Source organism: Micromonospora sp. NBRC 110038, from assembly GCF_020884815.1.
GTDB classification, from domain to species: Bacteria; Actinomycetota; Actinomycetes; order Mycobacteriales; family Micromonosporaceae; genus Micromonospora; species Micromonospora haikouensis.
Genome location: NZ_BBOL01000002.1, coordinates 669,896 through 695,957, shown reverse-complemented (window position 1 = coordinate 695,957; position 26,062 = coordinate 669,896). Strand labels below are relative to the sequence as shown.

General features: G+C 74.3%; 19 protein-coding genes, 1 tRNA gene and 1 pseudogene. 12 read left to right on the top strand and 9 right to left on the bottom strand.

Annotated features, from left to right (window positions below):
* Window positions 1–114 precede the first annotated feature (114 nt).
* The gene (locus tag LPU61_RS10840; RefSeq protein ID WP_043966427.1) at window positions 115–1,785 is read left to right on the top strand and encodes a S8 family serine peptidase; all 1,671 of its coding nucleotides are present in this window, start codon (window positions 115–117) and stop codon (window positions 1,783–1,785) included.
* A 302-nt stretch (window positions 1,786–2,087) separates the two neighbouring features.
* On the opposite strand, the gene LPU61_RS10835 is transcribed toward LPU61_RS10840, so the two are convergent.
* Window positions 2,088–3,197: a hypothetical protein gene (locus LPU61_RS10835; protein WP_043966429.1), complete on the bottom strand. Its 1,110-nt coding sequence runs from the start codon at window positions 3,195–3,197 to the stop codon at window positions 2,088–2,090.
* A 282-nt stretch (window positions 3,198–3,479) separates the two neighbouring features.
* Entirely contained in the window at window positions 3,480–4,091 is a 612-nt protein-coding gene (locus LPU61_RS10830; RefSeq protein WP_043966431.1) for an IclR family transcriptional regulator, read from the bottom strand.
* Window positions 4,092–4,284: 193 nt separating this feature from the next.
* Here LPU61_RS10830 and cysS point away from each other — a divergent pair, with 193 nt between their 5' ends.
* Entirely contained in the window at window positions 4,285–5,700 is a 1,416-nt protein-coding gene (gene cysS, locus LPU61_RS10825; RefSeq protein WP_229404820.1) for a cysteine--tRNA ligase, read from the top strand.
* Window positions 5,700–6,830 (top strand): 23S rRNA (guanosine(2251)-2'-O)-methyltransferase RlmB, encoded by a 1,131-nt coding sequence (gene rlmB, locus LPU61_RS10820; protein WP_043965110.1) that lies wholly within the window; start codon window positions 5,700–5,702, stop codon window positions 6,828–6,830. Before cysS ends, rlmB begins: the two co-directional genes overlap by 1 nt.
* Window positions 6,831–6,963: 133 nt before the next feature.
* On the opposite strand, the gene LPU61_RS10815 is transcribed toward rlmB, so the two are convergent.
* Window positions 6,964–8,055: an ABC transporter ATP-binding protein gene (locus tag LPU61_RS10815; RefSeq protein WP_043965111.1), complete on the bottom strand. Its 1,092-nt coding sequence runs from the start codon at window positions 8,053–8,055 to the stop codon at window positions 6,964–6,966.
* Between the two features lie 364 nt (window positions 8,056–8,419).
* Between LPU61_RS10815 and LPU61_RS10810 the strand changes: the two genes are divergently transcribed.
* From LPU61_RS10810 to LPU61_RS10795, 4 genes are all read left to right on the top strand, one after another.
* A tRNA-Thr gene (locus tag LPU61_RS10810) sits at window positions 8,420–8,496 on the top strand.
* An 82-nt stretch (window positions 8,497–8,578) separates the two neighbouring features.
* The gene (locus LPU61_RS10805; RefSeq protein ID WP_043965113.1) at window positions 8,579–8,977 is read left to right on the top strand and encodes a helix-turn-helix domain-containing protein; all 399 of its coding nucleotides are present in this window, start codon (window positions 8,579–8,581) and stop codon (window positions 8,975–8,977) included.
* Between the two features lie 35 nt (window positions 8,978–9,012).
* A complete protein-coding gene (locus LPU61_RS10800; protein ID WP_043965115.1) occupies window positions 9,013–9,432 on the top strand; it encodes a VOC family protein in 420 nt (139 codons plus the stop codon).
* 78 nt (window positions 9,433–9,510) lie between these two features.
* Entirely contained in the window at window positions 9,511–10,155 is a 645-nt protein-coding gene (locus tag LPU61_RS10795; protein ID WP_043966432.1) for a histidine phosphatase family protein, read from the top strand.
* Window positions 10,156–10,199: 44 nt separating this feature from the next.
* On the opposite strand, the gene LPU61_RS10790 is transcribed toward LPU61_RS10795, so the two are convergent.
* Window positions 10,200–10,748 carry a hypothetical protein gene (locus LPU61_RS10790; protein ID WP_052503861.1) on the bottom strand — a complete coding sequence of 183 codons (549 nt, stop codon included), beginning with the start codon at window positions 10,746–10,748 and terminating at the stop codon, window positions 10,200–10,202.
* A 166-nt stretch (window positions 10,749–10,914) separates the two neighbouring features.
* Here LPU61_RS10790 and LPU61_RS10785 point away from each other — a divergent pair, with 166 nt between their 5' ends.
* From LPU61_RS10785 to LPU61_RS10775, 3 genes are all read left to right on the top strand, one after another.
* Entirely contained in the window at window positions 10,915–13,311 is a 2,397-nt protein-coding gene (locus tag LPU61_RS10785; protein ID WP_229404819.1) for a M4 family metallopeptidase, read from the top strand.
* 78 nt (window positions 13,312–13,389) lie between these two features.
* The gene (locus LPU61_RS10780; RefSeq protein WP_043966436.1) at window positions 13,390–14,199 is read left to right on the top strand and encodes an enoyl-CoA hydratase/isomerase family protein; all 810 of its coding nucleotides are present in this window, start codon (window positions 13,390–13,392) and stop codon (window positions 14,197–14,199) included.
* Window positions 14,200–14,265: 66 nt separating this feature from the next.
* Window positions 14,266–15,888 carry a serine/threonine-protein kinase gene (locus tag LPU61_RS10775; protein WP_229404818.1) on the top strand — a complete coding sequence of 541 codons (1,623 nt, stop codon included), beginning with the start codon at window positions 14,266–14,268 and terminating at the stop codon, window positions 15,886–15,888.
* Between the two features lie 106 nt (window positions 15,889–15,994).
* Here the strand turns inward: LPU61_RS10775 and LPU61_RS10770 are convergent.
* Window positions 15,995–16,435, bottom strand: a pseudogene (locus LPU61_RS10770) (HNH endonuclease); the annotation flags it as partial.
* 221 nt (window positions 16,436–16,656) lie between these two features.
* Window positions 16,657–17,982, bottom strand: coding sequence for a hypothetical protein (locus LPU61_RS10765; protein WP_229404817.1), 1,326 nt, complete (start codon window positions 17,980–17,982; stop codon window positions 16,657–16,659).
* A 215-nt stretch (window positions 17,983–18,197) separates the two neighbouring features.
* Between LPU61_RS10765 and adhE the strand changes: the two genes are divergently transcribed.
* On the top strand, window positions 18,198–20,828 hold the full coding sequence (gene adhE / locus LPU61_RS10760) for a bifunctional acetaldehyde-CoA/alcohol dehydrogenase (RefSeq protein WP_229404816.1): 2,631 nt from the start codon (window positions 18,198–18,200) through the stop codon (window positions 20,826–20,828).
* 19 nt (window positions 20,829–20,847) lie between these two features.
* Here the strand turns inward: adhE and LPU61_RS10755 are convergent, their stop codons facing one another.
* Together LPU61_RS10755 and LPU61_RS10750 are read right to left on the bottom strand one after the other, a co-directional pair.
* Complete coding sequence (locus LPU61_RS10755; RefSeq protein WP_229404815.1) at window positions 20,848–22,374, bottom strand: FAD-dependent oxidoreductase; 1,527 nt, start codon at window positions 22,372–22,374, stop codon at window positions 20,848–20,850.
* Window positions 22,375–22,409: 35 nt separating this feature from the next.
* The gene (locus LPU61_RS10750) at window positions 22,410–22,892 is read right to left on the bottom strand and encodes an MSMEG_6728 family protein (RefSeq protein WP_043965127.1); all 483 of its coding nucleotides are present in this window, start codon (window positions 22,890–22,892) and stop codon (window positions 22,410–22,412) included.
* A 99-nt stretch (window positions 22,893–22,991) separates the two neighbouring features.
* Between LPU61_RS10750 and LPU61_RS10745 the strand changes: the two genes are divergently transcribed.
* A complete protein-coding gene (locus tag LPU61_RS10745; protein WP_043965129.1) occupies window positions 22,992–24,788 on the top strand; it encodes a potassium channel protein in 1,797 nt (598 codons plus the stop codon).
* Between the two features lie 20 nt (window positions 24,789–24,808).
* Here LPU61_RS10745 and LPU61_RS10740 read toward each other — a convergent pair whose 3' ends face one another.
* Entirely contained in the window at window positions 24,809–26,059 is a 1,251-nt protein-coding gene (locus LPU61_RS10740) for an APC family permease (protein ID WP_229404814.1), read from the bottom strand.
* Between the last annotated feature and the right edge of the window lie 3 nt (window positions 26,060–26,062).

The window sequence follows — 26,062 nt, the reverse complement described above, 5'->3', positions numbered from 1 at the left end:
TGACAGCGGGCCGACGAAAGCCTGATTGCCGTGTAATACGGACTCCCATCTAGCGGAACGCTCCCCGGTGGTATGGGATGGCTGCCACGTCCCTCAACGAGAGGATCTGATGTGGTGAGCAAGCGCTTCACCGCCGGTGCCGTCGCAACCGCAACGGCGTTGGCACTCACGGTGACCGGCGTGGTGGGCCCGGCCAATGCCGAGCCGACCGTGACCCGGGAGTTCACCGTCGTGGCGGAGTCCGGCGTCTCCGCCGACGCGGCGATCGCCGCGATCAAGGCCGCCGGTGGCACGGTCGTGTCCCGCACCGACGAGGTCGGCCTGTACCAGGTCACCAGCGACCGCGCCGACTTCGCCAGCCGGGCCGCCGCGAACGCCGCCCTGCTCGGCGCGGCCGAGAAGAAGGCCATCGGCCGCAAGCCGAAGCTCGACCGGGTCGAGCAGGAGAACCTCCTCGCCCAGGCCAAGGCCAAGGCGAAGGGCGCCCCCGCCAAGCGGGGCGCGAAGCTGGACCCGCTGGACGACAAGCTCTGGGGCCTGGGCATGATCCGGGCCGACAAGGCGCGCAAGGTGGAGCCGGGCGACCGCCGGGTCACCGTCGGCGTCCTCGACACCGGCCTCGACGCCAGCAACCCCGACCTGGCGGCGAACTTCAGCTGGTCACTGTCGCGCAACTTCGCCCCCGACATCCCCGAGGTCGACGGCCCGTGCGAGGTGGCGAGCTGCCTCGACCCGGTCGGCACCGACGACGGCGGGCACGGCACCCACGTCGCCGGGACCATCGGCGCCGCCGCCGACGGCTTCGGGCTCTCCGGCGTCGCCCCGAACGTGACCCTGGTCGAGCTCAAGGGCGGCCAGGACTCCGGCTACTTCTTCCTCGACCCGGTCGTCAACGCCCTGGTCCACGCCGGCAAGGCCGGCCTCGACGTGGTCAACATGTCGTTCTACGTCGACCCGTGGCTCTACAACTGCACGGCCAACCCGGCCGACTCGCCTGAGGCCCAGGCCGAGCAGCGGGCGACCATCGAGGCCATGACGCGGGCGCTCAACTACGCGCACCGCAAGGGCGTCACCCTGGTCGGCTCGCTCGGCAACAACCACGAGGACCTAGGCGCTCCGCGCACCGACTTCTCCAGCCCCGACTACGGCGCCGACCCGTACGAGCGGCCGATCGACAACGCGAGCTGCTGGGACTTCCCGGTGGAGGGCCCGCACGTGATCGGCGTGTCGGCGGTCGGCCCGTCCGGCAAGAAGGCCGACTACTCGAACTACGGCACCGAGCAGATCGCCGTGGCCGCGCCGGGCGGCTGGTTCCGCGACGGCTACGGCACCGACACCTACCGCCTCGACTCCAACATGATCCTCTCCGCGTACCCGAAGCACGTCCTCCAGGAGGAGGGCTCCGTCGACGAGAACGGCAACATCGTCGCCGGCTTCGAGGAGTCGGTGTTTAAGGAGTGCAAGGCCAACGGCGACTGCGGCTACTACACCTACCTGCAGGGCACCTCGATGGCGTCGCCGCACGTCAGCGGCGTCGCCGCGCTGATCGTCAGCAAGTACGGCAAGAAGGTCAAGGGCGGTCTGGGCATGGACCCGGACAAGGTGGAGCGGCAGCTCTACCGCACCGCCGCCGAGCGCGCCTGCCCGGAGCCCCGGCTGCAGACCTACACCAACGAGGGCCGTCCGGCCGAGTTCGACGCCTTCTGCGCCGGTAGCTCGACGTTCAACGGCTTCTACGGTCACGGCATCATCGACGCGTACGCCGCGGTGACGACCCGCATGTGACATCCCGGATCCTCTCCGGCTGGGCCCGGGCGACCACGGTCGCCCGGGCCCTCGCGCGTTTCCGGCTGCGGGCGTAGCTGGCGTCGCTCGTGTTGCGGGCGTCGCCGGGGTTCCGGGCGTCGCTGGCGTTGCGCGTGTTGCGGGCCTCGCTGGCGTTGCGCCATGTCGGCGACATGGCGGGGTCCAGGGGCCTGGGATGGCACGTTGTCGCCGACATGGCAGCGCAACCCCCGGCCCCGCCGCGCCCCGGCTCAGGCCCAGGCACAGGCCCGTTCGGGGCCAGGCTGCCGGGTTGGGGCGGGTCATCGCCGCCAGCCTCGGGACACCAGGGCGGCGCGCACCTCGCGGACCACCGCCGGGAAATCCCGGTGGAGGCGGCGGCTGGTCACGTGCAGCACGACCCAGCCCGCCCCGACGAGGTGGTTGAGCCGCTGGCGGTCGCGGTGCAGCTGCTCGGCGTCGGCGTGCCAGTGCCCGTCGTACTCGACGGCGACCCGGAAGGCCGGCCAGGCCAGGTCTGGGTGCAGGACCAGGCCCGACGCCAGCCGAACCGGGTGCTGGGTCACCGGGCGGGGCAGGCCGGCGAGCACCAGCCGCAACCGCAGCTGTGACTCCGGTGGCGACTGCGCGCCGCCGTCGGCGAGCCCGAACACCCAGCGGGCGCGCCGCCCGCCCGGCCGGTCGGCGTTGTGCTCGGTGACCGCCGTCAGGTCATCCCAGGTGACCAGCCCTCGGCCGAGCAGGCTGTCGACGATCGGCACCGCTTCGAACGGCTCCAGCCACACGGCCGTCTCCCATGCGGCCTGGGCCGGCTGCGTCCACCGCAGGGACCCGACACCGGCGGCGGTCCCGTCGATGATGCCCAGCCCGGCGGCGGTCCTCTCGACGGCTCCCTGGCCGGCGGTGGCGGGACCGGAGGCCGGGTCGGCGGCGGCTCCCGCCGCACCCGTCCGGCTGCCGGCTGGGTGGTCGTCGAGCGTCCGGTCGCCACCCGCCCGGCCGTCGAGTGTCCGGCCGTCGCCCGCCCGGGTGGCCGGGCCGCCACCCACTGGCAAGAGCGCCGGAGCAGCGCCGAGAGTGTGCACCCGGATGCCGGGCTGTGAGTCGATCCGGGCCGACCGGGGGACGAGCACATGCACGTCGTCGGTGAACGAGGCGGCGTGTTCGACGCCGAGCAGGTAGGCCGCCGACGGGCCGGCGAGCACCGCCTCGGGCGGCAACCGCAGCACGGCGGCGCGGCAGGCCAGGCCGTGGTCTCGGTGGAGTCGGGCGTCGGCGTACACGTCCTGACGCAGGCGCAGCCAGGACGCGCCGCGGAGCTGGTGCCGGCTGAGCAGCCCGAGCCGGACGGCCTCCGAGCCGCGGAAGACCTGCCGGGCCAGGGCAGCGGGGCGGGAAGGTTGTGGGGGCATGTCGACCAGCGTCACCGCCCCGGTACGCCCAGCGACACCCCTGTGGACAACCGGCCACCTCGCCGGCTCCCCACCCTGTGGATAACCGCCCGACCCGCCCTCGAATGTGCTAGCGGGGACGCGATGTCGGCAAGGTGGGGGTATCCGGCGGCGGGGATACCGCCATGTCGCCGACATGCCGGGCCCACCAGCCCAGCCGGCCCGCCCCACATGCCGGGCCCAGCCAGACCGGCCCAGCCTGACCAGGGCGGGCCGGGTCGAGCGGGCCGGATCGGGCCTGCGTCAGGGGGCCAGCGCCGCGCTGATCGCCGCCGCTGCCGCGAGCACCTGCTCGCCGACCGACTCCGGGTCCAGCGGGGCCAGCGCCACCACGCCGACGCTCGCCTCCAGCCCCGGCACGCCGAGCACCGGCGCGGCCACGCCGTACGCCCCGGGCTGCAACTCGCCGCTGGTGCTCACCGGGCCGGCGGATCCCGTGCGGGCGGCGAGGATGGCCCGCCCGGCCGCCCCCCGCTCCAGCGGATGCCGCGTCCCGGTCCGGTACGCCACGTGCAGCGACGTCCAGCTCGGCTCCACCACCGCCAGGGCGACCCCCTCGCCGCCCTCGACGACGGTCAGGTGCGCGGTCGCGCCGGCCTGCTCGGCGAGCCGCCGCAGGGCGGGCAGCGCCCCCTCGGCGAGCAGCGGCTGGGCCCTCCTGGCCAGGTGCAGCACGCCTGCGCCGAGCCGCAGCCGGCCGTCGCCGTCGCGGCGCACCATGCCGTGCCCGCTGAGCGCCCCGACCAGCCGGTAGACGGCCGCCCGGCCGATGCCGAGTCGGTTGGCCGCCTCGGTGACGGTCAGCCCGCCCGGTGCGTCGGCGACCAGGTGCAGCAGCCGCAGCCCCCGATCCAGCGTCTGAGCTGTCTCACCACCGCGCTCACCACCGCGCGTGCCGTCGTCGGTCCGGGTCGTCGTGCGCTCCTGCCGCGCCGCCTCATCCACGAGGGGCAGCGTACGACCCGGCACGGGACGAACCGGGAACGCGGGGCGGCGGACGACCCGGCGCGGGGCGAAGCGGCAACGCGCGGACGGCTACCCTGGAGCCGTGACGCTACGCCTGTATGACACCGCCACCCGATCGGTGCGGGACTTCGTCCCGCGGGAAGCCGGCAAGGTGGGGGTCTACCTGTGTGGTCTCACGCTCCAGGGTCCCCCGCACATCGGCCACCTCCGCTCCGGCGTCAACTACGACGTGCTGCGCCGCTGGCTGCTGGCCCGGGGGTTCGAGGTGCGGTTCATCCGCAACCTGACCGACATCGACGACAAGATCCTGGTGAAGGCCTGCGAGCAGGACCGGCCGTTCTGGTCGATCGCGTACGCCAACGAGCGGGCCCTGACCGCCGCCTACCGGTCGCTGAACGTGTTGCCGCCGACGTACGAGCCGCGGGCCACCGGGCACATCCCCGAGATGCACGAGCTGATCGCGAAGCTGATCGACACCGGGCACGCCTACCCGGCCACCGACGGCTCGGGCGACGTCTACTTCGACGTGGCGTCCTGGCCGGCCTACGGCGCGCTGTCCGGGCAGTCGCCCGACGCGATGCAGGCCGCCGACGACGCCCCGGAGCGGGGCAAGCGCGACCCGCGCGACTTCGCCCTGTGGAAGGGCGCGAAGCCCGACGAGCCGGCCGACGCCTACTGGCCGTCGCCGTGGGGGCGGGGGCGGCCCGGCTGGCACATCGAGTGCTCGGCGATGTGCTGGCGCTACCTCGGCGAAGAGTTCGACATCCACGGCGGCGGGCTCGACCTGACCTTCCCGCACCACGAGAACGAGATCGCCCAGTCGCAGGCGGCGGGCCTGCCGTTCGCCCGTTACTGGGTGCACCACGGGCTGCTCGGCATCGGCGGGGCGAAGATGGGCAAGTCGCTCGGCAACGCCCTCGACCTGGCGTACGTCGCCTCGCTCGGGGTGCGCCCGATCGAGCTGCGCTACTACTACGCGGCGGCGCACTACCGGTCGCACATCGACTACACCGAGGATTCGCTGCGCGAGTGGGCCAGCGGCTTCCGGCGGATCGAGGGATTCGTCCAGCGGGCCGCCGAGCGGGTCGGCCCCGGCGGGCTCGGCGAGCTGCCGGCCGGCTTCGTCGCCGCCATGGACGACGACCTGAACACCTCGGCCGCGCTCGCGGTCCTCCAGGAGGTGCTCCGGGAGGGCAACACCGCCCTGGCCGCCGGCGACGATGTGACCGTCCGCACGGCGCTCGGCTCCGCGCGGGCGATGCTGGATATCCTCGGGATCGACCCCCTCGACGAGGCCTGGACCGGCGGCGGCCGCGCGGACGACCTGCGCGGCGTGGTCGACTCACTGGTCGCGCTGGCCCTGGAGCAGCGCGCGCAGGCCCGCAGCCGCAAGGACTGGGCGGCCGCGGACGCCGTCCGCGACCAGCTCAAGCTGGCCGGCGTGGTGGTCGAGGACACCCCCCAGGGCCCCCGTTGGACTATTGGAGAGCAGGACTGATGGCCGGCAACTCGCAGCGCCGTGGCCGGCGACTGACGTCGAAGGCAGGTGCCCCCAAGGGCTCCGGTGGCAAGAACAAGGACGCCCTCGCGGGCCGGGGCAAGACCCTGCCCGCCGACGAGCGCCCCTGGCACAAGGCCTACTCGGGCACCGAGAAGCTGCCCCAGCGCACCGCCTGGAAGCAGGACAAGGAGCGCCGGGCGGCGGCCGAGGAGGGGCGCACCCCGAAGGTCGGCAAGCCGGGCACCAAGGACACCACCTGGGGCCGGGGCGGCGGCCGGGGGGTGCCGACCCTGCGGGGCGGCGCCGGCGGCCGGGGCGGCAAGCCGGCCGCCCGCAGCGGGCCCCGGGTCGCGCCGGGCCGCAAGTCCAACCCGGCGAAGGACAGCCCGGAGCTGCTGGTCGGGCGCAACCCGGTGCTGGAGTCGCTGCGCGCCCAGGTGCCGGCCACCGCGCTCTACACGGCCCACGGCATCGAGATCGACGACCGGGTCACCGAGATCGTCCGCACCGCCGCCGACCGGGGCATCGCCATCCTGGAGATCAGCCGGGCCGAGCTGGACCGGATGACCGGCGGGGTGCTGCACCAGGGCATCGGCCTCCAGGTGCCGCCGTTCGCGTACGAGCCGTTCGAGGATTTGGTGGCGGCCGCGCTGGAGCAGACGGCCCCGCTGCTGGTGGCCCTCGACGGGGTCACCGACCCGCGCAACCTCGGCGCGGTGATCCGGTCCGCCGCGGCGTTCGGCGCGCAGGGCGTGTTCGTGCCGGAGCGGCGGGCCGCCGGGATCACCGCGACCGCCTGGCGCACCAGCGCGGGCGCGGCGGCGCGGGTGCCCGTCGCCCAGGTCACCAACCTGACCCGGTCGCTGAAGGCGTGCCAGGACGCCGGGTTCATGGTCGTCGGCCTGGACGCCGACGGCGACACCGACCTGTACGACCTGGAGGCCGCCGTCGGCCCGCTGGTCGTGGTCGTCGGCTCCGAGGGGCGCGGGCTGTCCCGGCTGGTCGGCGAGACCTGCGACCTGACGGTGAGCATCCCGATGGTCTCCGAGGTGGAGTCGCTCAACGCCAGTGTCGCCGCCGCGGTCACCCTCGCCGAGGTGGCCCGCCGCCGGGCCGCGGAGTCCTGACCCACCGCACCCGACCGACGCGCCGGGCCGTCCCCGCACCAGGGGGGCGGCCCGGCGTGCGTCCGGCTCCGGCAGGCGTACGCGAAGGGGGCGGCCCGCCACCCGGCGGACCGCCCCCTCCCGTGCTGCTGCGTCAGATCCGCTTGCCGGTGGCGGCGTTGAAGACGTGGGTACGCCCGGCGCGCGGCTTGACGAACACGGTGTCACCCATGTTCGGCATGGTGCGCCGGTCGGTGCGGACCACGAAGCGCTCGTTGTGGCCCTCCAGCGCGGCGTGGCCGTAGACGTTCGCGTCGGAGCCCAGGTCCTCGACCAGCTCGACCACGACGGGCATGCCGCCCTCGGTGGGGCTGACCAGGTCGCAGTCCTCCGGGCGGAACCCGACGGTGACCTTGTTGTTGCCGCCCTCGGCGCGGGCCGCCTCGGCCTGCTCGCGGGTCAGCGGGATGTTCATCTCGGCGAACGCCGCGCCCTGCTCGCTGAACGGGACGGTCTTGATGTTCATGGCGGGGGAGCCCATGAAGCCCGCGACGAAGACGTTGGCCGGGGTGTCGTAGAGCGCCCGGGGGGTGTCCACCTGCTGGAGGACGCCGTCGAGCATGACCGCCACCCGGTGACCCATGGTCATGGCCTCGACCTGGTCGTGGGTGACGTAGACGGTGGTGATGCCGAGCTTCGCCTGCAGCGACGCGATCTGGGTACGGGTCTGCACCCGGAGTTTGGCGTCGAGGTTCGACAGCGGCTCGTCCATGAGGAAGACCTGCGGCTCGCGGACGATCGCCCGGCCCATCGCGACCCGCTGGCGCTGACCGCCGGAGAGGGCCTTCGGCTTGCGGCTGAGGTACTCCTCCAGCTGGAGCAGCCCGGCCGCCTCCTTCACCCGCCGGTCGATCTCGTCCTTGGGGGTCTTGCGCAGCTTGAGCGCGAATGCCATGTTCTCGTACACCGACATGTGCGGGTAGAGGGCGTAGTTCTGGAAGACCATCGCGATGTCGCGGGCCTTCGGCGGCAGGTGGGTGACGTCGCGGTCGTCGATGTAGATCGCGCCGTCGTCGACGTCCTCCAGGCCGGCGAGCATGCGCAGGCTGGTGGACTTGCCGCAACCGGAGGGGCCGACCAGGACCAGGAACTCGCCGTCCCCGATCTGGAGGTCGAGCTGGTTCACTGCGGGACGCTCGGTGCCCGCGTAGATGCGGGACGCCTTCGCGTAGGTGACCGTAGCCATGCTGGAGCGCTTCCTTTCACCGGCAGGAACGTGCCGGACGATCCGAGTGAAGGAGCGACCGGCGTCGTGTGACGCCGGCCATCGGGCGACACGCCGGGCAGCCGGGGCCACCGGAAGTGTCATCCGTGTCACTGCACGGTAAACGCCTTTTCGTATCCTGCCAAGACATGAAGCATCGGGTGGGACGGACGGCATACGCATTCCGGTCAGTCGGGCACAGCCGGGCATCAATCTCCGCGCGGTTTCGCCGGGCCGGCGACGAACGGTCGCCTCCCGGTTCGGAAAGATTGCGTTTTCCGTGCTCGGAGGGGCTGCCGAGGGGGATGTTCGCAGCTCTGTCGCTTATGCTGACCACGCACGATGCGCCCCTGTAGCTCAGCTGGCCAGAGCACTCGCCTTGTAAGCGAGATGTCGCCGGTTCGATCCCGGCCGGGGGCTCCAGTCCCACAAGGCGGTTCCGGCGTCCTGCCGGGCCGTCCCGGTGGCGTGACAGCAACGGCGACCGTAGCGCGACGGGGGTGGGATGAGCCGCGCCGTGGAGGAGTCCAACCGGGCGATGCTGCGCGCCCGCGACGCCATGGACCGGTCGTACGCCCAGCCGTTGGACATCCCCGCCCTGGCGCGGATCGCGCACGTCTCGCCGGCGCACTTCATCCGCACCTTCCGGGCCACCTTCGGCGAGACCCCGCACCGCTACCTGCAACGTCGTCGGGTCGAGCGGGCCATGTACCTGCTGACCCAGACCGACCGGGACGTCACCGACGTCTGCTTCGCGGTGGGGTTCGCCAGCCTCGGGACGTTCAGCCGGACGTTCCACCGGATCGTCGGCGAGCCGCCGACGGCGTACCGGCGGGGCCGGGCACCGGCGGACGTGCCCGCCTGCTTCGCCAAGGCCTGGACGCGACCCAGCAGTTTTGGATAAGCAGCAGGTCAGGGCGGTCGCATAGCGTTCCGGGCATGACGATGAACGCGATCAGCCGCTCCCAGATCTACGTGCTCGACCAGGACGAGGCGCTCGACTTCTACGTGGGCAAGCTCGGCATGGAGGTCAACACCGACGCCGATCTCGGCTTCATGCGTTGGCTGACGGTGAACCTGCCGGGCGACCCGGAGCGGGAGATCCTGCTGGAGAAGCCGGGGCCGCCGGCCCTCGACCCGGCGACGGCCGAGCAGGTGCGGGAGCTGCTCACCAAGGGCGCGCTGGGCGGCTACCTCTTCATGACCACCGACGACGCGCAGAAGACGTACGAGGACCTGGTCGGCAAGGGCGTGGAGATCACCGACGAGCCGACCGAGCGCCCGTACGGCATCGACTTCGGCATCCGGGACCCGTTCGGCAACAAGATCCGTATCGGGCAGATGTTCCCGCGCGGCTGAGCCCGTTCCCGTGTCGGCCGGGCCGGCGGGCGGCGGGCGCGCGGGTTAGCATCGCGCCTCCCGACCGGTGAGGTGACGATGGCGAGCCGCCTGCTCTTCCTGGCCCGGCACGGCGAGCAGGACCGGCCCGCCGACGGGCAGGACGGGCCCGACGGCGCTTCGGGCGACCCGCCGGAGGTCGGCCTCTCCGCCCGGGGCCGGCGGCAGGCGGAGTTGCTCGGCGAGCGGCTGCGCGAGGTGCCGTTCGCCGCCGTCCACCACGGGCCGCTGCCCCGGGCCGCGCAGACCGCCGGGCTGGTCGCCCGGTCGCTGCCCGGTGTCCCGGTGTACGCCACCGAACTGGCCGGCGACCACCTGCCGCACGACACCGACCCGGCGGGCCTGCCCCCGGCGTACGCGAGGCTCCTGGCCGCCTACTCGCCGGCCGAGCGGGTCGACGGGCCGCGGCTGACGGCGGCGGCCGTGGCCCGGTTCGCCGCCGTGCCGGCCGACGGCGACGACCGGGTCCTGGTGGTCACCCACACCTTCCTGATCGCCTGGCTGGTGCGGCACGCGCTGGACGCGCCGCCGGGGCGCTGGCTCGGGCTGGGCCACCACAACGCCGGCCTGACCGTGATCCGTTACCACTCGGTCGGCCCGGCGACCCTGGTCGCGGTCAACGACGTGTCCCACCTGCCGCCGGACCTGCGGGCCACCGGCCTCCCGGCGGCCTACCGCTTCTGATCCCCCGGCGGGGCGTCGTCGCCGGCGATGACCTCCACCCCGGGTCAGCGGGCGGCCGTGAGCACGAACTCGGCCAGCGCCGCCGCGGCCGGCGGCGGCGTGCCCGCGACCGGGCAGTCGGTCCAGTCGACCGTGGCGCCGCCGACGCTGACCTGGTATTCGAAGGCGTCGCCGCAGCGGCCGTCGGAGTCGTCCGTGCCGCCCTCGGCGATCCGGGGGGCGGCGGCGAGCTGCCGCAGCCGGTCGAGGTCGGCCCCGGTGAACCGGCCGGTCCGCCGTGCGCCGGCCCGGTCGACGGCCGTCCACCGGCCGTCCGGCTCGACGGTGACGGTGTCGTCCAGCCCGCCGTAGCCGCCGGAGCGCCGCACGACCACGCGGTCGGCGGCCACCGGGGCGGCGGTGCCGGTGGTCGCCGGGCCTCCGGTGGACCCCGCCGGGCCGGTGGTCGGCGCGTCCGGGGCGGGCGTCGGGCCGGTGACGCCGGAGGGGGCCGACGTGGGGGTGCCCGGGTCGCCGGCGGAGCATCCGACCGACGCCAGCGACGCGGTGACGGCGGCGGCGACGAGGACGGCGCGGAGGAGAGTCGATCTCATATTGGTGGGACGTGTCCGGACTCGACCCGGTTCCGTCACCTGCCGTTACTCATCCGTTCGGCCAGTGTTGGGGTCGGAAAGCGTTCCCACCCTTCCCCTCCCGTTCATGTGTCTCTATATCTACATGCGTGACTACCCCCGTCACATCTTCTTGCCAGGAGGGCACGTGAAGAAAACCCTCGCCGCTGCGAGCGCAGCGCTGCTGACCGGCGGCCTGCTCGCCTGCGTCACCACCACGGCGCAAGCGGCACCCCCCGCCGCCCCCACCCCGGACGCCGCCGCCGCGGCCCGTGCCGACTCGGTCCTGCGCGCCAACCCCGGTGCCGTGCAGGGGACCGGCGCGGAGGCCTACCAGGTCGTCCGCACCAAGGTGGACGGCAGCGGTGCCTCACACACCCGCTACACCCGCACCTACCACGGCCTGCGCGTCTACGGCGGTGACTTCGTCATCCACGCCACCGCGAACGGCCAGTACGCCGGGGCCTCCGTGGGCCTCGCCGCCCCGCTGACCCTCGGCACCAGCCCGAAGGTCACCTCCGCCAAGGCCAAGGCCGCCGCGCGCAAGGAGTTCTCCGGCTCGCTCACCGCCGTGGGCACCCCGGAGCTCTTCGTCGACGCCAGCTCCGGCAAGGGCCGCCTGGCCTGGGAGACCGTCGTCACCGGCTGGAAGGCCGACAAGCAGACCCCGTCGAAGCTGCACGTGATCACCGACGCCGTCACCGGCGCGCTCATCGGCTCGTACGACGAGATCGAGTCGGTCGCCGGCAGCGGAACCGGCATCTACACCGGCGCGGTCGCCATCGACACCACGCTCTCCGGCAGCACCTACCAGATGATCGACCCGGTGCGCGGCAACGGCACCACCTGCGACATGAACAACGGCACGTCGACCTGCACCACCTTCACCGACGCCGACAACGTCTGGGGCACCGGCGCCAACAGCAACCGGCAGTCGGCCGCCGTGGACGCCCACTTCGGGGCCGCCAAGACGTTCGACTACTTCAAGAACGTGCACGGCCGCAACGGCATCTTCGGCAACGGCGCGGGTGTGCCGAGCCGGGTGCACTACGGCAACAACTACGTCAACGCCTTCTGGGACGGCTCCCGGATGACCTACGGCGACGGGTCCAGCAACTCCCGTCCGCTGGTCTCCCTCGACGTGGCCGGCCACGAGATGAGCCACGGCGTCACCGAGGCCGTCGCCGGCCTGGTCTACTCCGGCGAGTCCGGCGGCCTGAACGAGGCCACCAGCGACATCTTCGGCAACATGGTGGAGTTCTACGCCGCCGCGCCGAGCGACCCGGGCGACTACCAGGTCGGTGAGAAGATCAACATCAACGGCAACGGCACGCCGCTGCGCTACATGTACAACCCGTCGCTGGACGGCTCGTCCGACTCGTGCTGGTCGACCAGCACCAAGAACAAGGACGTGCACTACTCCTCCGGCGTCGGCAACCACTTCTACTTCAACCTCGCCGAGGGCACCGGCGCGACCGCGTACGGCACCTCGCCCGTCTGCGGCTCCGCCCCGGCGGTCACCGGCATCGGCCGGGCCAAGGCCGAGAAGATCTGGTTCCGCGCGCTCGACGTGTACTTCACCTCCAACACGTCGTACGTCAACACCAGCAACCCGGCGAACACCGCGCGGGCGTACAGCCTGAGGGCGGCCACCGACCTGTACGGCAGCTGCTCCACGGAGTACAAGGCCGTCCAGGCGGCGTGGACCGCGGTGAACGTGGCCGGCAGCGACGCGCCCTGCTCGTCGACCGGTAACGACTTCTCCGTCACGCTCTCGCCGACCTCCGGCTCGGTCACCGCCGGCGGCTCCGCCAGCACCAGCGTGGCCACCGCCACCACCAGCGGCACCGCGCAGACCGTCGCGCTTTTCGCGTCCGGCCTGCCCTCCGGCGCGACCGCGTCGTTCAGCCCGGCCTCGGTGACCTCGGGCGCGTCGTCCACCCTCACCATCGCCACCAGCGCCAGCACCCCGGCGGGCACCTACACCGTCACGGTGACCGGCACCGGCACCTCGATCAACCACACGGCCACCTACACGCTGACCGTGAGCAGCGTCGGCGGCGGCTGCACCGGCGCGGGCCAGAAGCTCGGCAACGCCGGCTTCGAGTCCGGCAACACGGTGTGGACGGCCTCCTCCGGCGTCATCGCCCAGCACGGCACCAGCCAGCCGGCCCGCACCGGCACCTACAGCGCCTGGCTCAACGGGCGCGCCACCAGCAACACCGAGACGCTGTCCCAGTCGGTGAGCCTGCCGGCGGGCTGCAGCTCGTACAACTTCAGCTTCTGGCTGCACATCGACTCGGCCGAGAGCACCACGAGCACCCAGTACGACAAGCTCTCCGTGCAGGTGCTCAACTCGTCCGGGACGGTGCTGGCGACCCTGGCCACGTACTCGAACCTGAACAAGGCCACCGGGTACTCGCTGAAGTCGTTCTCGCTGGCGGCGTACGCCGGCCAGACCGTCACCCTGAAGTTCACCGGCACCGAGGACTTCTCGCTCCAGACGTCCTTCGTCGTCGACGACACCGCGGTCGACGTCGCCTGACGTAGCCGTACCTCTCCCGGCCCGGCGGCCACCCCACTCGGGTGGCCGCCGGGCCCACGTCGTTATCGTCGAGGGGTGGTGGCGGTGCCGGACGCGGAGCTGACCGTCGGGACGACCGGCCCGGTGGCCACGATCGTGATCTCCAATCCGGGGCGGCGCAACGCGATGACCCGGGCGATGTGGCGGCGGCTGCCGGTGCTGCTGGACCGGTTGGAGGCCGACGAGCGGATCCGCGCGCTGGTGCTCACCGGCGCGGCCGGCACGTTCTGCGCCGGCGCCGACCTCGGTGACCTCGACGAGCTGCTCGACGCCGGTGACGCCAGCATCGCCGTCGCCGCCGAGGAGCGGCTCGCCGCCTTCGCCCGGCCGACCGTCGCCGCGATCGAGGGTGCCTGCGTCGGGGGCGGCTGCCAGCTCGCGGTGGCCTGCGACCTGCGGCTCGCCGCCGCCGACGCCCGGTTCGGGGTGCCGCCGGCCCGGCTCGGCCTGGTCTATCCCGCGCCCACCACCCGGCGGCTGGCCCGGCTGGTCGGCCCGTCGGCCGCGAAGCACCTGCTCTTCACCGCCGAGCTGATCGACGCCGAGCGGGCCCTGCGGATCGGCCTGGTCGACGAGGTGCTGCCGCCGGACGGGCTCGCCGCCCGGGTGGCGGCGCTCACCGCCACGATCGCCGAGCGCTCCCGGCTCACCGTCGCCGCCGCGAAGGAGATCGTCGACGACCGGGCCGACGCGGAACGGATCGCCTGGTGGCACGGGCAGGTCCGGGACAGCGGGGAGGCCCGGGAGGGGGTGGCGGCCGCCAACGGGCGCCGGGCGCCCCGGTTCGGCTGGGCCCCGCCCGCCGCCGACGGACCGTCCACACCGGAACGCCCGGCACCCGGGCCCTGACCTGCCCGATCGGGTTTTCTCGATGATCGGTTGGTGTGACGGGGCCCATACTGGCACGCTGTGCCGGTGCAGATCGATCAATTCCTCAACGGCCGGTACCGCCTGGGAGATCGCATCGGCAAGGGCGGCACGGCGGTGGTCCACCGGGCGTACGACGAGCTGTTGGAACGCGAGGTGGCGGTCAAGGTCCTGCTCGGTTCGGACCGGGCCGCCCGCCGACGCATCCGCGCCGAGGCGAAGGCCGCCGCCCGGCTCTCGCACCCGAACGTCACCAACGTGTACGACTACGGCGAGGCGCTGACCCACACCGGAGAGCCCGCGCCGTACGTCGTGATGGAGCTGCTGCGTGGTCCCACCCTGGCCCGGCGGCTCGACGACGGACCGCTGCCGGCGGTGGAGGGGCTGCGGATCTGCGCGGAGGTCGCCGCCGCGCTCGCCGCGGCGCACGCGCGGGGTCTGGTGCACCGCGACGTCAAGCCGGCCAACGTCGTGCTCACGCCGTCCGGGGCGAAGGTGGTCGACTTCGGCACGGCTGCCGCCGTCGGCCAGCCGGAGATCGACTTCGACGGCAAGCTGCTGGGCACCCCCTCGTACCTGGCACCGGAGCGGCTCGACGCCGGGGAGGTGGTGCCCGCCTCCGACGTCTACGCGCTCGGGCTGCTCGTCCACCTTGTGCTCACCGACGAGCTGCCCTGGGAGACCGACACCCCCACCCAGATGCTGCGGGCCCACGTCTACGTCGAGCCGAGGCCCCTGCCGCCGGTCGACGGCGTTCCCGCCGAGGTGGCCGAGCTGTGCCGGCGCTGCCTCGCCAAGGACCCGGCCGCCCGGCCGTCCGCCGAGGAGGCGGCGGCGCGGCTGGCGGCGGTGGTCACCCGGATGCGGGCCGCCGAGGCGGCCCGGCCCGAGCCGACCGCTGCCGCCGCCGGTGACGGCCCGGCCGGCGGCGGTGCCGACCGGTCCGGCGGTGCCGGTCGGTCCGGTGCCGCGGGCGGGGGCGGGGCGGAGGCCGGCTCCGGCGACGCGCCGCGCGGGCCGGCACCGCGCCCCGCGCCCCGTCGGGATCCGGCCCGGCGGCGGTACCGGGCCCTGCTCGTGGTCGCCGCCGCGCTGGTCATCGCCGTGGCGACCGCCGGCTCACTCGCCGACTCGTCCCGCCCGCACCGGTCCGGCGCGGCCGGTCCGACCGGGTCGCCGGTGCCCTCCGCCGACGAGGTCGTCGCCCCCGTCGGCGAGGTCCGGCCCACCGGCGACGTCGGCGTCCCCGCCGGGGACGACGGCTCGCCGCGCCCCGGCGACCCCGCCCGCAGCCCCGCCCCGGGCGGCGGGGCCCCGGGCCCGTCGGCCCCCGGGGGGTCGGGCAGGTCGCCGTCGGCGGCCCCGTCCCCCTCCACCTCCGCGTCGTCGTCCGCCCCGGACTCCGGCGAGGACCCGGCCGAGCCGGCCCCCGCCGAGCCGCCGACGGTCGCGGTGCGCGCGAGCGGCGGCATCGTCCGGGTCTCCTGCACGGGCCAGAGTGCGGCGGTGACGTCGACCGTGCCGGCGGACGGCTACCAGGTCGAGGAGTACGTGCCGGGCCCCACCCGGGAGGTCCGCGTCGTGCTCGGCTCCGCCGCCCACGCCAGCGACGTCCGGGCGAGCTGCGCCAACGGCAAGGTGGTGCCGAGGGTACGCGAGACCGAGCGCTGACCCGGCCCGCGGTGTCACGGCCTGAGGTTGCCCGGCCGGGGCCGGCGGGTGCCGCGCCGGGGCGTACCCCCGACGCGGCCCCCCGTTCCCGCCGGCCGGCCGGCCACCGCCCCGCCAGCGACGCCCAGCTCGGTACGGCCGGCTCGTGCCGCAGCGGCATGCCCGCCTCGGCCGGTGTCCGGTCGCCCTTGCGCTGGTTGCACGCGTAGCAGGCGGCGGTGGTGTTGCGCCAGGTGTTGCGGCCGCCGCGCGAGCGGGGCAGGACGTGGTCGACGGTGCTGGCCGGCCCGCCGCAGTAGGCGCAGCACCGGTCGTCGCGGCGCAGCACACCCGCCCGGGACCAGGCCGGGCCGGCGCTGAACCGCCAGCGGGTCACCACGTACCGGACGAGGCGGACCACCCGGGGGACCGGGAAGATCCCGATCACCCGGTCCGGCTCGGCCTCGTGGATCTCGGCGACCCGGCGGCAGAGCATCCGGATCGCGTGCTGGACGGTGACCCGGTGCAGCGGGCCGAGGTCGGCGTTGATGACGAGGACGGCGTCCACCGGGTCTCCTTCCAGGGGCGACGGTGGGTCGGGCCGGACAGCGAAGAGCCGCCCGGGTCCGGCGGGGACGGGCGGCTCGACGCGTGCGGAGGCGCGTCAGCCGGGCCACCCTTCCCGGGGCGGGGAGAATCGGCAACCGTCGACGGGCAGCGCCGACGACACGCCTCTGACGTGCGACAACGACATGACCTTCTCCCGGTTGGCTGGTTGACCTTGCGCGATCACGGTAGGTCGGCGGGGGTGAGGCCGGCAACGTATTTCGATCCTCCGGGGACCTGGTCCGGGTGGCGTGGCCGTCGGGTCCGGGCGGCGGCCCGCGCGTCGGCCAGCGGCCCGTCGACCCGGCCGGCCATCCGCACGGTCAGCTCCCCCTCCAGCAGCGGCCGGTTGACCTCCCCGGCGACGGCGAGGGTCGGCCCGGACACCGTCCGCCAGATCGCGGTCAGGCCGGCGCCGAGCCCGACCAGGGCGACGGCCGCGCGGGTGGTGGGGGAGCCGGCCGCCGCGGCGGCGCTCACCCCGACCACCGCGAACAGCACCACCAGCAGGGGTACGAGCACGGGCCAGAAGATCCCCCGGGCCGCCTGCACGACCAGCTTCCGGTCCCGAATGATCACGTTCCGGGCGACGACCGCGTAGTCCTCCTCGTCGAGCAGGTCGCGTGGGTGCAGCCCCCCGGTCAGCACGTTGCGCCACCGGTCGCCCTGGTTGCGCAGCTCGCGGGCCAACTCGTCGAGGCCGGCCTCGGCCGGGTCGCCCACCAGGGCTCGGGTGACCGCGTCGGCCCACGCCCGCAGCGACCGGCGCACGACGGCGGCCGAGTACGGCGGCAGCACGCTGGCCAGCTCGTCGAGCCACCGGCTGATCTCGTGCTGCCGGCCGGCGAAGCGCCACGGCACCTGCTCGGCCTCGCCGTGCCGGACGGTGTCGGCCAGCGACCGGCCGAGGCGGTACGCCAGCCCGACCCGGGGGTTGGCGGCCATGGCCCAGCGCAGCACGTCCACGTTGAGGTCGTCCAGGGCGAGCAGCAGCGCCGCCGTCTCCTCTCCCACCGGGGCCGGTGTCGTCTCGGCCGGCAGGGCCGCTGTCGCCTCCGCCGCCGTCGTGTCGGTCGGCGTGGCCGCCCGGGTGGCGGCGGTGGACGGCGCGGTGGCACCGGTGCCGGTCAGCTCGGCGATCTGGGCCAGCGCGACGTCGATCCCGTCGAGGTGCATCCGCAGCCGCCGCCGGCCGGACATCTCGGTGAGGTTGGTCAGCTTCGCCGGCGGCCCGCCCGGACGCCGCTGCGGCGCCGACAGGTCGGCCGTCTGCGCGTGGTGGTACGCGTCGGCCAGCCACCAGCCCAGCCGCAGGGCCGTCACGACGCAGCCCCGCTCGTCCCGGAGCCGCCCGGCCGCGTCGTCGCCCCGGCGACCGAACGGGTCGACGCCCGACCCGCCGTACGCGTCGCCGGCCCGGCCGCCGTAGGCGTCGCCGGGCGGCGGCCCGTCGGCCGCGTCGCCAGCGGCCGGTTCGCGTCCCGCGCCCCGCTGGTGCACCGTCGACACCCGTCGACACCCCCCGTCCGACCTCCCGGGTGGGCCCTGCCGGCCACCCGGGCACCCCTTCGAGCATATGCACCAATAGTTTGCTTTGTGGTCAATTGGGGTGCGGGGTCGGGACCTTCGGCGGTGCCGGAGGGGCCCTTCCGCACCACCCTCGGGATCGCCGGCGATCGATGCTGAAGGTGACCGAAGAAGCCGCGACCGCCGAGGTGTGACAGATGAAGGCCGAACCGAGGACCGCCCCGTCGACCGAGCTCGACGCCATGGTCGACGCCCTCGTCTCCGACGGGCTCAAGGCCCTGGCCGAGTACGACCGGTTCACCCAGGAGGAGATCGACCGGATCGTCCGCAAGGCGTCCGTGGCCGCCCTGGACCGGCACGCCGAACTCGCCCGCCTCGCCGTGACGGAGACCGGCCGGGGGGTCTTCGAGGACAAGGCCGTGAAGAACATCTTCGCCTGCGAGCACGTCACCCACAGCATGGCGCGGGTGCGGACCGTCGGGATCATCAGCCGCGACGAGATCGACGGCATCGTGGAGATCGCCGACCCGGTCGGCGTCGTCGCCGGCATCACCCCGGTCACCAACCCCACCTCGACCACCATCTTCAAGGCCCTGCTGGCGCTGAAGACCCGCAACCCGATCGTCTTCGCGTTCCACCCGTCGGCGCAGCGGTGCAGCGTGGAGGCGGCCCGCACGGTCCGCGACGCGGCCGTCGCGGCGGGCGCGCCCGAGCACTGCGTCCAGTGGATCGAGCAGCCGTCGGTCGAGGCGACCACCGCGCTCATGCACCACCCCGGCATCGCCACCATCCTCGCCACCGGCGGCAACGCGATGGTCCGCGCCGCGTACTCGGCGGGCAAACCGGCGCTCGGCGTCGGTGCGGGCAACGTGCCCGCGTACGTCGAGGCCAGCGCGAAGCTCAAGCGCGCCGTCAACGACATCGTGCTGTCCAAGGCGTTCGACAACGGCATGATCTGCGCCTCGGAGCAGGCGGTGATCCTCGACGAGGCCGTCGCCGACGCCGCGCTCGACGAGTTCCGGGCCCTGCACGCGTACGTGGCGTCGGCGCAGGACAAGGCGAAGCTGGAGGCGCTGCTGTTCCCCGCCGGCCGGCTCAACCCGGACGTCGTCGGGCGGTCGGCGGAGTGGATCGCCGAGCGGGCCGGCATCACCGTTCCGCCGCGTACCTCGATCATCCTGGCGGAGGTCGACCGCGTCGGCCCCGACGAGCCGCTGACCCGGGAGAAGCTCTGCCCGGTCCTCGCGGTGCTGCGCGCCCCGACCCGCGAGCAGGGCCTGCGGTATGCCGAGGAGATGGTCGAGTTCCACGGCCTCGGCCACAGCGCGGTGATCCACACCGAGGACGAGGCGCTGGTCGAGGAGTTCGGGCAGCGGGTCAAGGCCGTCCGGATCATCTGGAACTCGCCGGCCTCCCAGGGCGGCATCGGCGACATGTACAACGCCTTCCTGCCGTCGCTGACCCTCGGCTGCGGCAGCTACGGCCGCAACTCGGTGTCGAACAACGTCTCGGCGGTCAATCTGGTCAACATCAAGCGGATCGGCCGGCGGACCAACAACATGCAGTGGTTCAAGGTCCCGTCGAAGATCTACTTCGAGCCGAACGCGCTGCGGTACCTCGCCGAGATGCCCGACGTGCACCGGGTCACCGTCGTCACCGACGCCACCATGACCCGCCTCGGCTTCGTCGACCGGGTCAACCGGATCCTCCAGCGCCGCCCCGGCCACATCGCGCTCCAGATCATCGACGACGTCGAGCCCGAGCCCAGCGTGGAGACCGTCGACCGGGGCGCCGCCCTGATGCGCTCCTTCCAGCCGGACACGATCATCGCCCTCGGCGGCGGCTCGGCGATGGACGCCGCCAAGGTGATGTGGCTGCGCTACGAGCACCCCGAGGTGGTCTTCGACGACCTGCGGGAGAAGTTCTTCGACATCCGCAAGCGCGCCTTCGCCTTCCCCACCCTCGGTGAGAAGGCCCGGCTGGTCTGCGTGCCGACCACCTCGGGCACCGGGGCGGAGGTGACCCCGTTCGCGGTCATCACCGACCGCCGCACCGGCAAGAAGTACCCCCTCGCGGACTACGCGCTCACCCCGACCGTGGCGATCGTCGACCCGGTGCTGACCGCCAGCATGCCGCGCGCCATCGCCGCCGACAGCGGCTTCGACGCGCTCACCCACGCCATCGAGGCGTACGTGTCGGTCTACGCCAACGACTTCACCGACGGCCTGGCCCTGCACGCGATCCGGCTGGTCTTCGCCAACCTGGAGCGCTCGGTGACCGGCGGCGACGCGGGCCCCGCCGCGACCGGCGACGCCGCCGAGGCGCGGGAGCGGATGCACAACGCCGGCACCATCGCCGGGATGGCGTTCGGCAGCGCGTTCCTCGGCATCGTGCACGCCATGTCGCACACCCTCGGAGCGACCTTCCACATCGCCCACGGGCGCACCAACGCGGTGCTGCTGCCGCACGTCATCCGCTACAACGGCACCGTCCCGTCGAAGCTCTCCGGCTGGCCCAAGTACGAGAGCTACCGCGCGCCGGAGCGGTTCGCCGAGATCGCCCGGACGCTGGGCCTGCCGGCGGCCACCCCGGCCGAGGGCGTCGAGTCGCTGGCGGCGGCCGTGGAGCGGCTGCGCGACGCGGTCGGCATCGAGCCGTCGTTCGCCGCGATCGGGGTGGACGAGGCGGCGTTCGAGGCGGCCCTGCCGCAGCAGGCGCTCAACGCGTACGAGGACCAGTGCGCGCCGGCCAACCCCAGGATGCCGATGCTCGACGACATGCAGCAGCTCATGCGGGCGGCGTACCACGGCACGCGCTGGACCGCCTGACGCAACAGGGTGCCTTTCCTCACCGGCCGGCGAGGAGGCCGCGGGGGCGGATCGAGCGGACCGGTTCGGCCGCCCCGCCCTCGGCGCGCAGGATGTGGTTCGCGGCGACGATCCCCGTCGCCGCGGACCGCTCCATCAGGGCGCTCGGGAAGTCGGTGCGGATGCCGTCGCCGGCCAGGTAGAGCCCGTCGGCGTCGGTGCGTACCCCCGGCCGCCGGGCGTGACTGCCCGGGGTGAACGCGGGGGCCTGCGCCTCGACCCGGGCCCGCAGCTCACGCACCCGCAGCCGGGCCGCCTCCGGCCACAGCGCCGCCAGCTCGGCGCGCATCCGCTCGGCCAGCTCCTCGGCCGGCACGCCCGGCTCGCAGGCGTACGCGTGCAGCTCCAGCACCGAGCCGCCGGTGCGCTCCGCCCAGCGGCGCGACTCGTTCTCCAGCCGGTGGTAGAGCGTCACCGAGTCCAGGGTGGGCTGGCGGGACACCCCGCTGAACACCGCCCGCCCGGCGTCGACGTCCCCGTCGCACCAGTAGCGGGCCACCGCGTACGGCGGGCCGGGGGTGCCGAACGCGGGCATCGCCGCCACCAGCTCCGGTGCGGCCCCGGTCAGCACCGGCGAGGCGGCGACGAGGGCGGCCAGGGCCGGCGGGTCGACGGCGAGCACCACGTGCCCGGCCGGGTACGCCGTGCCGTCGGCGGCGCTCACCCGCCAGCCGTCGGGGGTGCGGTCCAGCCGGGTCGCGGCGACGCCGGTGCGTACCCGCCCGCCGTGGCGCTCGACGTGCCGGGCCAGCGGCTGCCAGATGGCGGTGCCGTAGTCCTCGTCGGGGCAGTCGAACGCCAGCCCCTCCGGGTTGCCGAGCAGATAGAAGTGGAACTGGGCGATCATCTCGGCCGCCGACATCTCCGCCTCGTGGTTGAAGAACGAGTGGGAGAAGACCTCGAACAGCATCGCCCGGGCCCGGTCGGGCAGCCGCAGCGAGTTCAGCAGCTCGTCGGCGGTCCTGTCGTCGAACTCGGCGTACGTGCGCACCGGGTCGTAGGTGAGCAGCGGCAGCGCCGCGTCCCGGTCCATCGCCCGCAGGTCGGCCAGGCGCAGGCTGGGGCTGCGCAGCAGCAGGGCGAGCAGGTTGGCCGGCGGTGCCGGCGGCAGCCGCCCGAACTCCTCCGTCGGCCAGTCGGCGCTCAGGATCGGGTAGCCGGGGATCGGCTTGAGGAACCGCAGCTCCGGGTCGACCCGGCGCAGGATCGACCGCCAGTTGTAGTACTGCCGGAAGAACGCGTGGAAGCCGTGCTCGTTGGCCTGGACGCCGTCGGCCAGCTCCTGCGGCCACGCGCCGAGCCGGCCGCCGAGGGTCGGGGCGGCCTCCAGCACGGTCACCCGCACCCCGCGCTCGGCGAGCACCACCGCCGCCGACATGCCGGCGATCCCGCCGCCGACGACCACGGCCTCCACCGGGCGCGGCACGCGGTGGGCGCCACCGCCGCCCGGGTCCACCACGTGCTGCCGTACGCCGATCAGCCGACCCACCACCTGAGACAGTGCCATGCGCCCAGTCTGCCCGAGGTGCGAGGAAGGGCCCGTCAGGGCGCGGGGCAGCGGCGCTCGCGGTCGGAGGCGGGCCAGACGTACTCCAGGTCGGGGTCGACGTCGCCGAAGATCGGGCGGTAGTGGTCCGGGTCCTTGCGCAGCAGCGACGAGCGGTGGCTGCGGTGCAGGTCGTCGCGGCCCAGCCACGGCGGCAGCTCACCGGCGTCGGCCAGCTCCGCCTGGGTGCGTACGGTGGTCACGCCGCAGGCAGCGGCGAGGTCGGCGACCAGCGTCGCCGCGCAGGTGTCGGCCCGCCCCGGCCCGCACCACACCGCGCAGACGTCCAGGCCGTAGCGGACCAGCGCCTCCTCGTACCCGGCCCACATCTTCACCGCCGGGTGGTTGCGCCAGCCGTACCCGGGTCGGGTCAGCCCGCGCAGCACCTGGATGGCCTCCACCCGCTGCTTGCCGAGCCGCCGGGTGTCCAGCGCCCGCGCGCTGGCCAGGAAGTCCGGGTACGGCAGGAACGTCTGCATGCCCCGCTCTACCCGTCCCCGGGCGCGACAATCGTTCCCGATGATCGTTCATGATCACGGGGCTGCGCGGGCTCCGCGCCGCTGACTACGATTCGGCGCATGGCGGAGCCCCTGCGCGACCGCGCGCGCCGCGCGACCGGCTGGCGGCTGCGGGTCAACGGGGAGACCCGGCCGCACTACGTCGTCTGCGGGTCGGATCCGTTGGCCTACTGGGTGGTACGGGCGCTGCTCGCCACCGAGCTGGACTCCGGCCGGGCGCGGATCACCCTGGTGGTGCCGGAGCGCCGCCGCTCCGACGGCCCCGACGGGCGCGACCTTCCCGGCCTCCACGTCGTCCGCGCCGACCGGCTCGACGAGGTGACGTTCCGGCGGGCCGGCCTGACCGGCGCGGACGGGCTGGCGCTGCTGCACCAGGACGACGTCGGCAACATGCACGCCGCGCTCTGCGCGCAGGAGGTGGAGCCCCGGCTGCGGCTGGTGGTACGCATGTTCAACACCAGCCTCGCCAACGGGCTGCGGCAGCTCTTCCCCGACTCGGCGGTGCTCTCCGACGCGTCCATGGCCGCCCCCGCGTTCGTGGCCGCCGCGCTCGGCGAGGTCGCCCCGACGCACTTCCGGCACGGCGGGCGCACCCTCTACGTGGCGCGTCGCGCCGACGTACGCGAGAAGGACGTCGTGTGCGGGGTGGCCGACACCCGGGATGCGGCCCGGCCGCAGGTCCTGCCCGCCGACGAGTCGACGGCCGACGTGGTGCTGGCCGAGGCGACCGGGCAGCCGCCCGGCACGGAGCTGGCCGCCCGCCGGCTGGTCCGGGCCCGCCGCCGGCGGCGGCCCGTCGCCGTGCTGCTGCGGGCGGTCCGCAGCTTCGCCACCCGCAAGATCGGGATCGCGGTGCTGGTGCTGCTGGCCGTGATCGCCGCGCTGGGCTGGCTCAACGCCCGCGCCGCGCACGTGGGCTGGGCCGACGCGCTCTACCTCACCCTGGTCACCACGCTCACCGGCGAGGACCCGGACGTCGCCAAGCCCGTCGCCGCGCAGATCATGCAGGTGGTGCTCAACCTGGCCGGGCTGGCGCTGATCCCGCTGATCACGGCCGTGGTCGTCGACGGGATCGTCAACGCCCGGCTGGCCCTGCACACCGGCCGGATCCAGCCCGCCCGGTCCGGGCACGTCGTGGTCGTCGGGCTGGGCAACATCGGCACCCGCGTCATGGCCCAGCTCAACGACTTCGGCGTCGAGGTGGTCGCCATCGACAAGGACCCGGACGCCCGGGGCGCGTCGCTGGCGCACCGGCTCGGCGTGCCGGTGGTGATCGGCGACGCCGGTCGGGAGGAGACGCTGCGGTCGGCGTCCGTCGAGACCTGCCAGGCCCTCGTGGTGGTCTCCACCGACGACGACGTCAACCTGCGGGCCGCGCTGAACGCGCGGGGGCTCACCCCCGACCTGCGGGTGGTGCTGCGCCTGTTCGACGGCGACTTCGCCGAGCGCGTCCAGAAGGCGTTCGGCATCGGCATCTCGCGCAGCGTGTCGTATCTCGCCGCGCCGTCGTTCGCCGCCGCGCTGCTGGACCGGGCGGTGATCGCCACCATCCCGGTGGGTCGGCACGCCCTTCTGGTCACCGAGGTCCAGGTGGTCGCCGGGTCGCCGCTGGACGGCAGCCCGCTGTCCGCCGTGGCCCAGCCCGGCGCGGTACGCCTGCTCGCGCACGCCCGCCCCGGCCAGAAGGCGGACTGGTCGGCCGACCCCCGCCTGGTGATCACGGCCGGGGACCGGCTGACCGTGGTGGCCCGCCGGGCGGGGCTGACCGCCCTGCTGCGCGAGACCACCCCGCCCGCCCCGGAGCCCCCGCCCGCCGCGCCGCCCGGCCCACCCCCGCCCCGCACGAGCGAGGAGTGATGGGGCAACTGCCCGACTGATCAGTGGTGTCGGGGGCGGAGGGCGTACCAGGCGGCGCCCAGGGCGAGCACGCCGAACCCGGCGAGCACGCTGGCCAGCGGCAGGCTGACCGCGAGCGCCACGCAGCCGACCAGCCCCAGCACGGCGAGCAGCCGCACCGGCAGCCGGCGGCCCGGGTCGCGGCCCAGGGTGAGCGCCGAGGCGTTGGTGATGGCGTAGTAGACCAGCACCGTGCAGCTGGAGAAGCCGATCGCCCCGCGTACGTCGCCGACGAGCACCACGACCGTGACCACGGCGGCCACCGCCAGCTCGGCCCGGTGCGGCACCCGGCGCACGGGGTGCACGGCGGCCAGGCCGTGCGGCACGTCCCGGCGGCGGGCCATCGCCAGCAGGGTCCGGCCCACCCCGGCGACCAGCGACAGCAGCACCCCGGTCACCGCCACGGTCGCCCCGGCCCGCACCACCCAGGCCAGGCCGGGCAGCCCGGCGGTCGTCACCACGTCGGCCAGGGGCGCGGCGGACGCGGCCAGCCGCCCGGGGCCGAGCACCCCGAGCGCCACCACCGCCAGCACCAGGTAGATCGCCAGCACCACGCCGAGCGCCAGCGGCACCGCCCGGGGGATCGTCCGCTCCGGGTCGCGCACCTCCTCGCCGAGGGTGGCGATTCGGGCGTACCCGGCGAAGGCGAAGAAGAGCAGCCCGGCGGCGGCCAGCACGCCGTGCGCGCCGGGGCTGCTGGAGGCGCCGGGCCCGGCGATCCGGCCCGCGTCGAAGCCGCCGCCGAGCAGACCGGCCCCCGCGACCAGGGCCAGCACCGCCAGCACCACGCCCACCAGGGCCTTCGTGGCCGTCGCGGTCTTGCCGATGCCGCGCAGGTTCACGGCGGTCACCGCCGCGACGGCGGCGACGGCGACGAACCGGGCGCGCCCCGGCCAGAGGTACGCCCCGATGGTCAACGCCATCGCCGCGCAGCTCGCCGTCTTGCCGACCACGAAGCCCCAGCCCGCCACGAAGCCGGCGAACGGGCCCAGCCGTTCCCGCCCGTAGACGTACGTGCCGCCGGACTCGGGGTAGCGGGCCGCGAGCCGGGCGGAGCTGGTCGCGTTGCAGAACGCCACGAACCCGGCGAGGGCCAGCGCCACCAGCAGGCCCGCGCCGCCGGCCGACGCCGCCGCCGGGGCGAAGACCACGAAGACGCCCGCGCCGAGCATCGACCCCAGACCGATGACCACCGCATCGCGTACGCCCAACCGCCGCGCCAGCCGCTCCATGAC

Coding starts and splice junctions, on each gene's coding strand:
- LPU61_RS10755 (WP_229404815.1), bottom strand. CDS start 22,374: ATGGCACTGTCTCAGGTGGTGGGTCGGCTGATCGGCGTACGGCAGCAC.
- LPU61_RS10740 (WP_229404814.1), bottom strand. CDS start 26,059: ATGGAGCGGCTGGCGCGGCGGTTGGGCGTACGCGATGCGGTGGTCATC.
- LPU61_RS10815 (WP_043965111.1), bottom strand. CDS start 8,055: ATGGCTACGGTCACCTACGCGAAGGCGTCCCGCATCTACGCGGGCACC.
- LPU61_RS10835 (WP_043966429.1), bottom strand. CDS start 3,197: ATGCCCCCACAACCTTCCCGCCCCGCTGCCCTGGCCCGGCAGGTCTTC.
- LPU61_RS10790 (WP_052503861.1), bottom strand. CDS start 10,748: ATGAGATCGACTCTCCTCCGCGCCGTCCTCGTCGCCGCCGCCGTCACC.
- rlmB (WP_043965110.1), top strand. CDS start 5,700: ATGGCCGGCAACTCGCAGCGCCGTGGCCGGCGACTGACGTCGAAGGCA.
- adhE (WP_229404816.1), top strand. CDS start 18,198: ATGAAGGCCGAACCGAGGACCGCCCCGTCGACCGAGCTCGACGCCATG.
- LPU61_RS10795 (WP_043966432.1), top strand. CDS start 9,511: ATGGCGAGCCGCCTGCTCTTCCTGGCCCGGCACGGCGAGCAGGACCGG.
- LPU61_RS10745 (WP_043965129.1), top strand. CDS start 22,992: ATGGCGGAGCCCCTGCGCGACCGCGCGCGCCGCGCGACCGGCTGGCGG.
- LPU61_RS10805 (WP_043965113.1), top strand. CDS start 8,579: ATGAGCCGCGCCGTGGAGGAGTCCAACCGGGCGATGCTGCGCGCCCGC.
- LPU61_RS10750 (WP_043965127.1), bottom strand. CDS start 22,892: ATGCAGACGTTCCTGCCGTACCCGGACTTCCTGGCCAGCGCGCGGGCG.
- LPU61_RS10800 (WP_043965115.1), top strand. CDS start 9,013: ATGACGATGAACGCGATCAGCCGCTCCCAGATCTACGTGCTCGACCAG.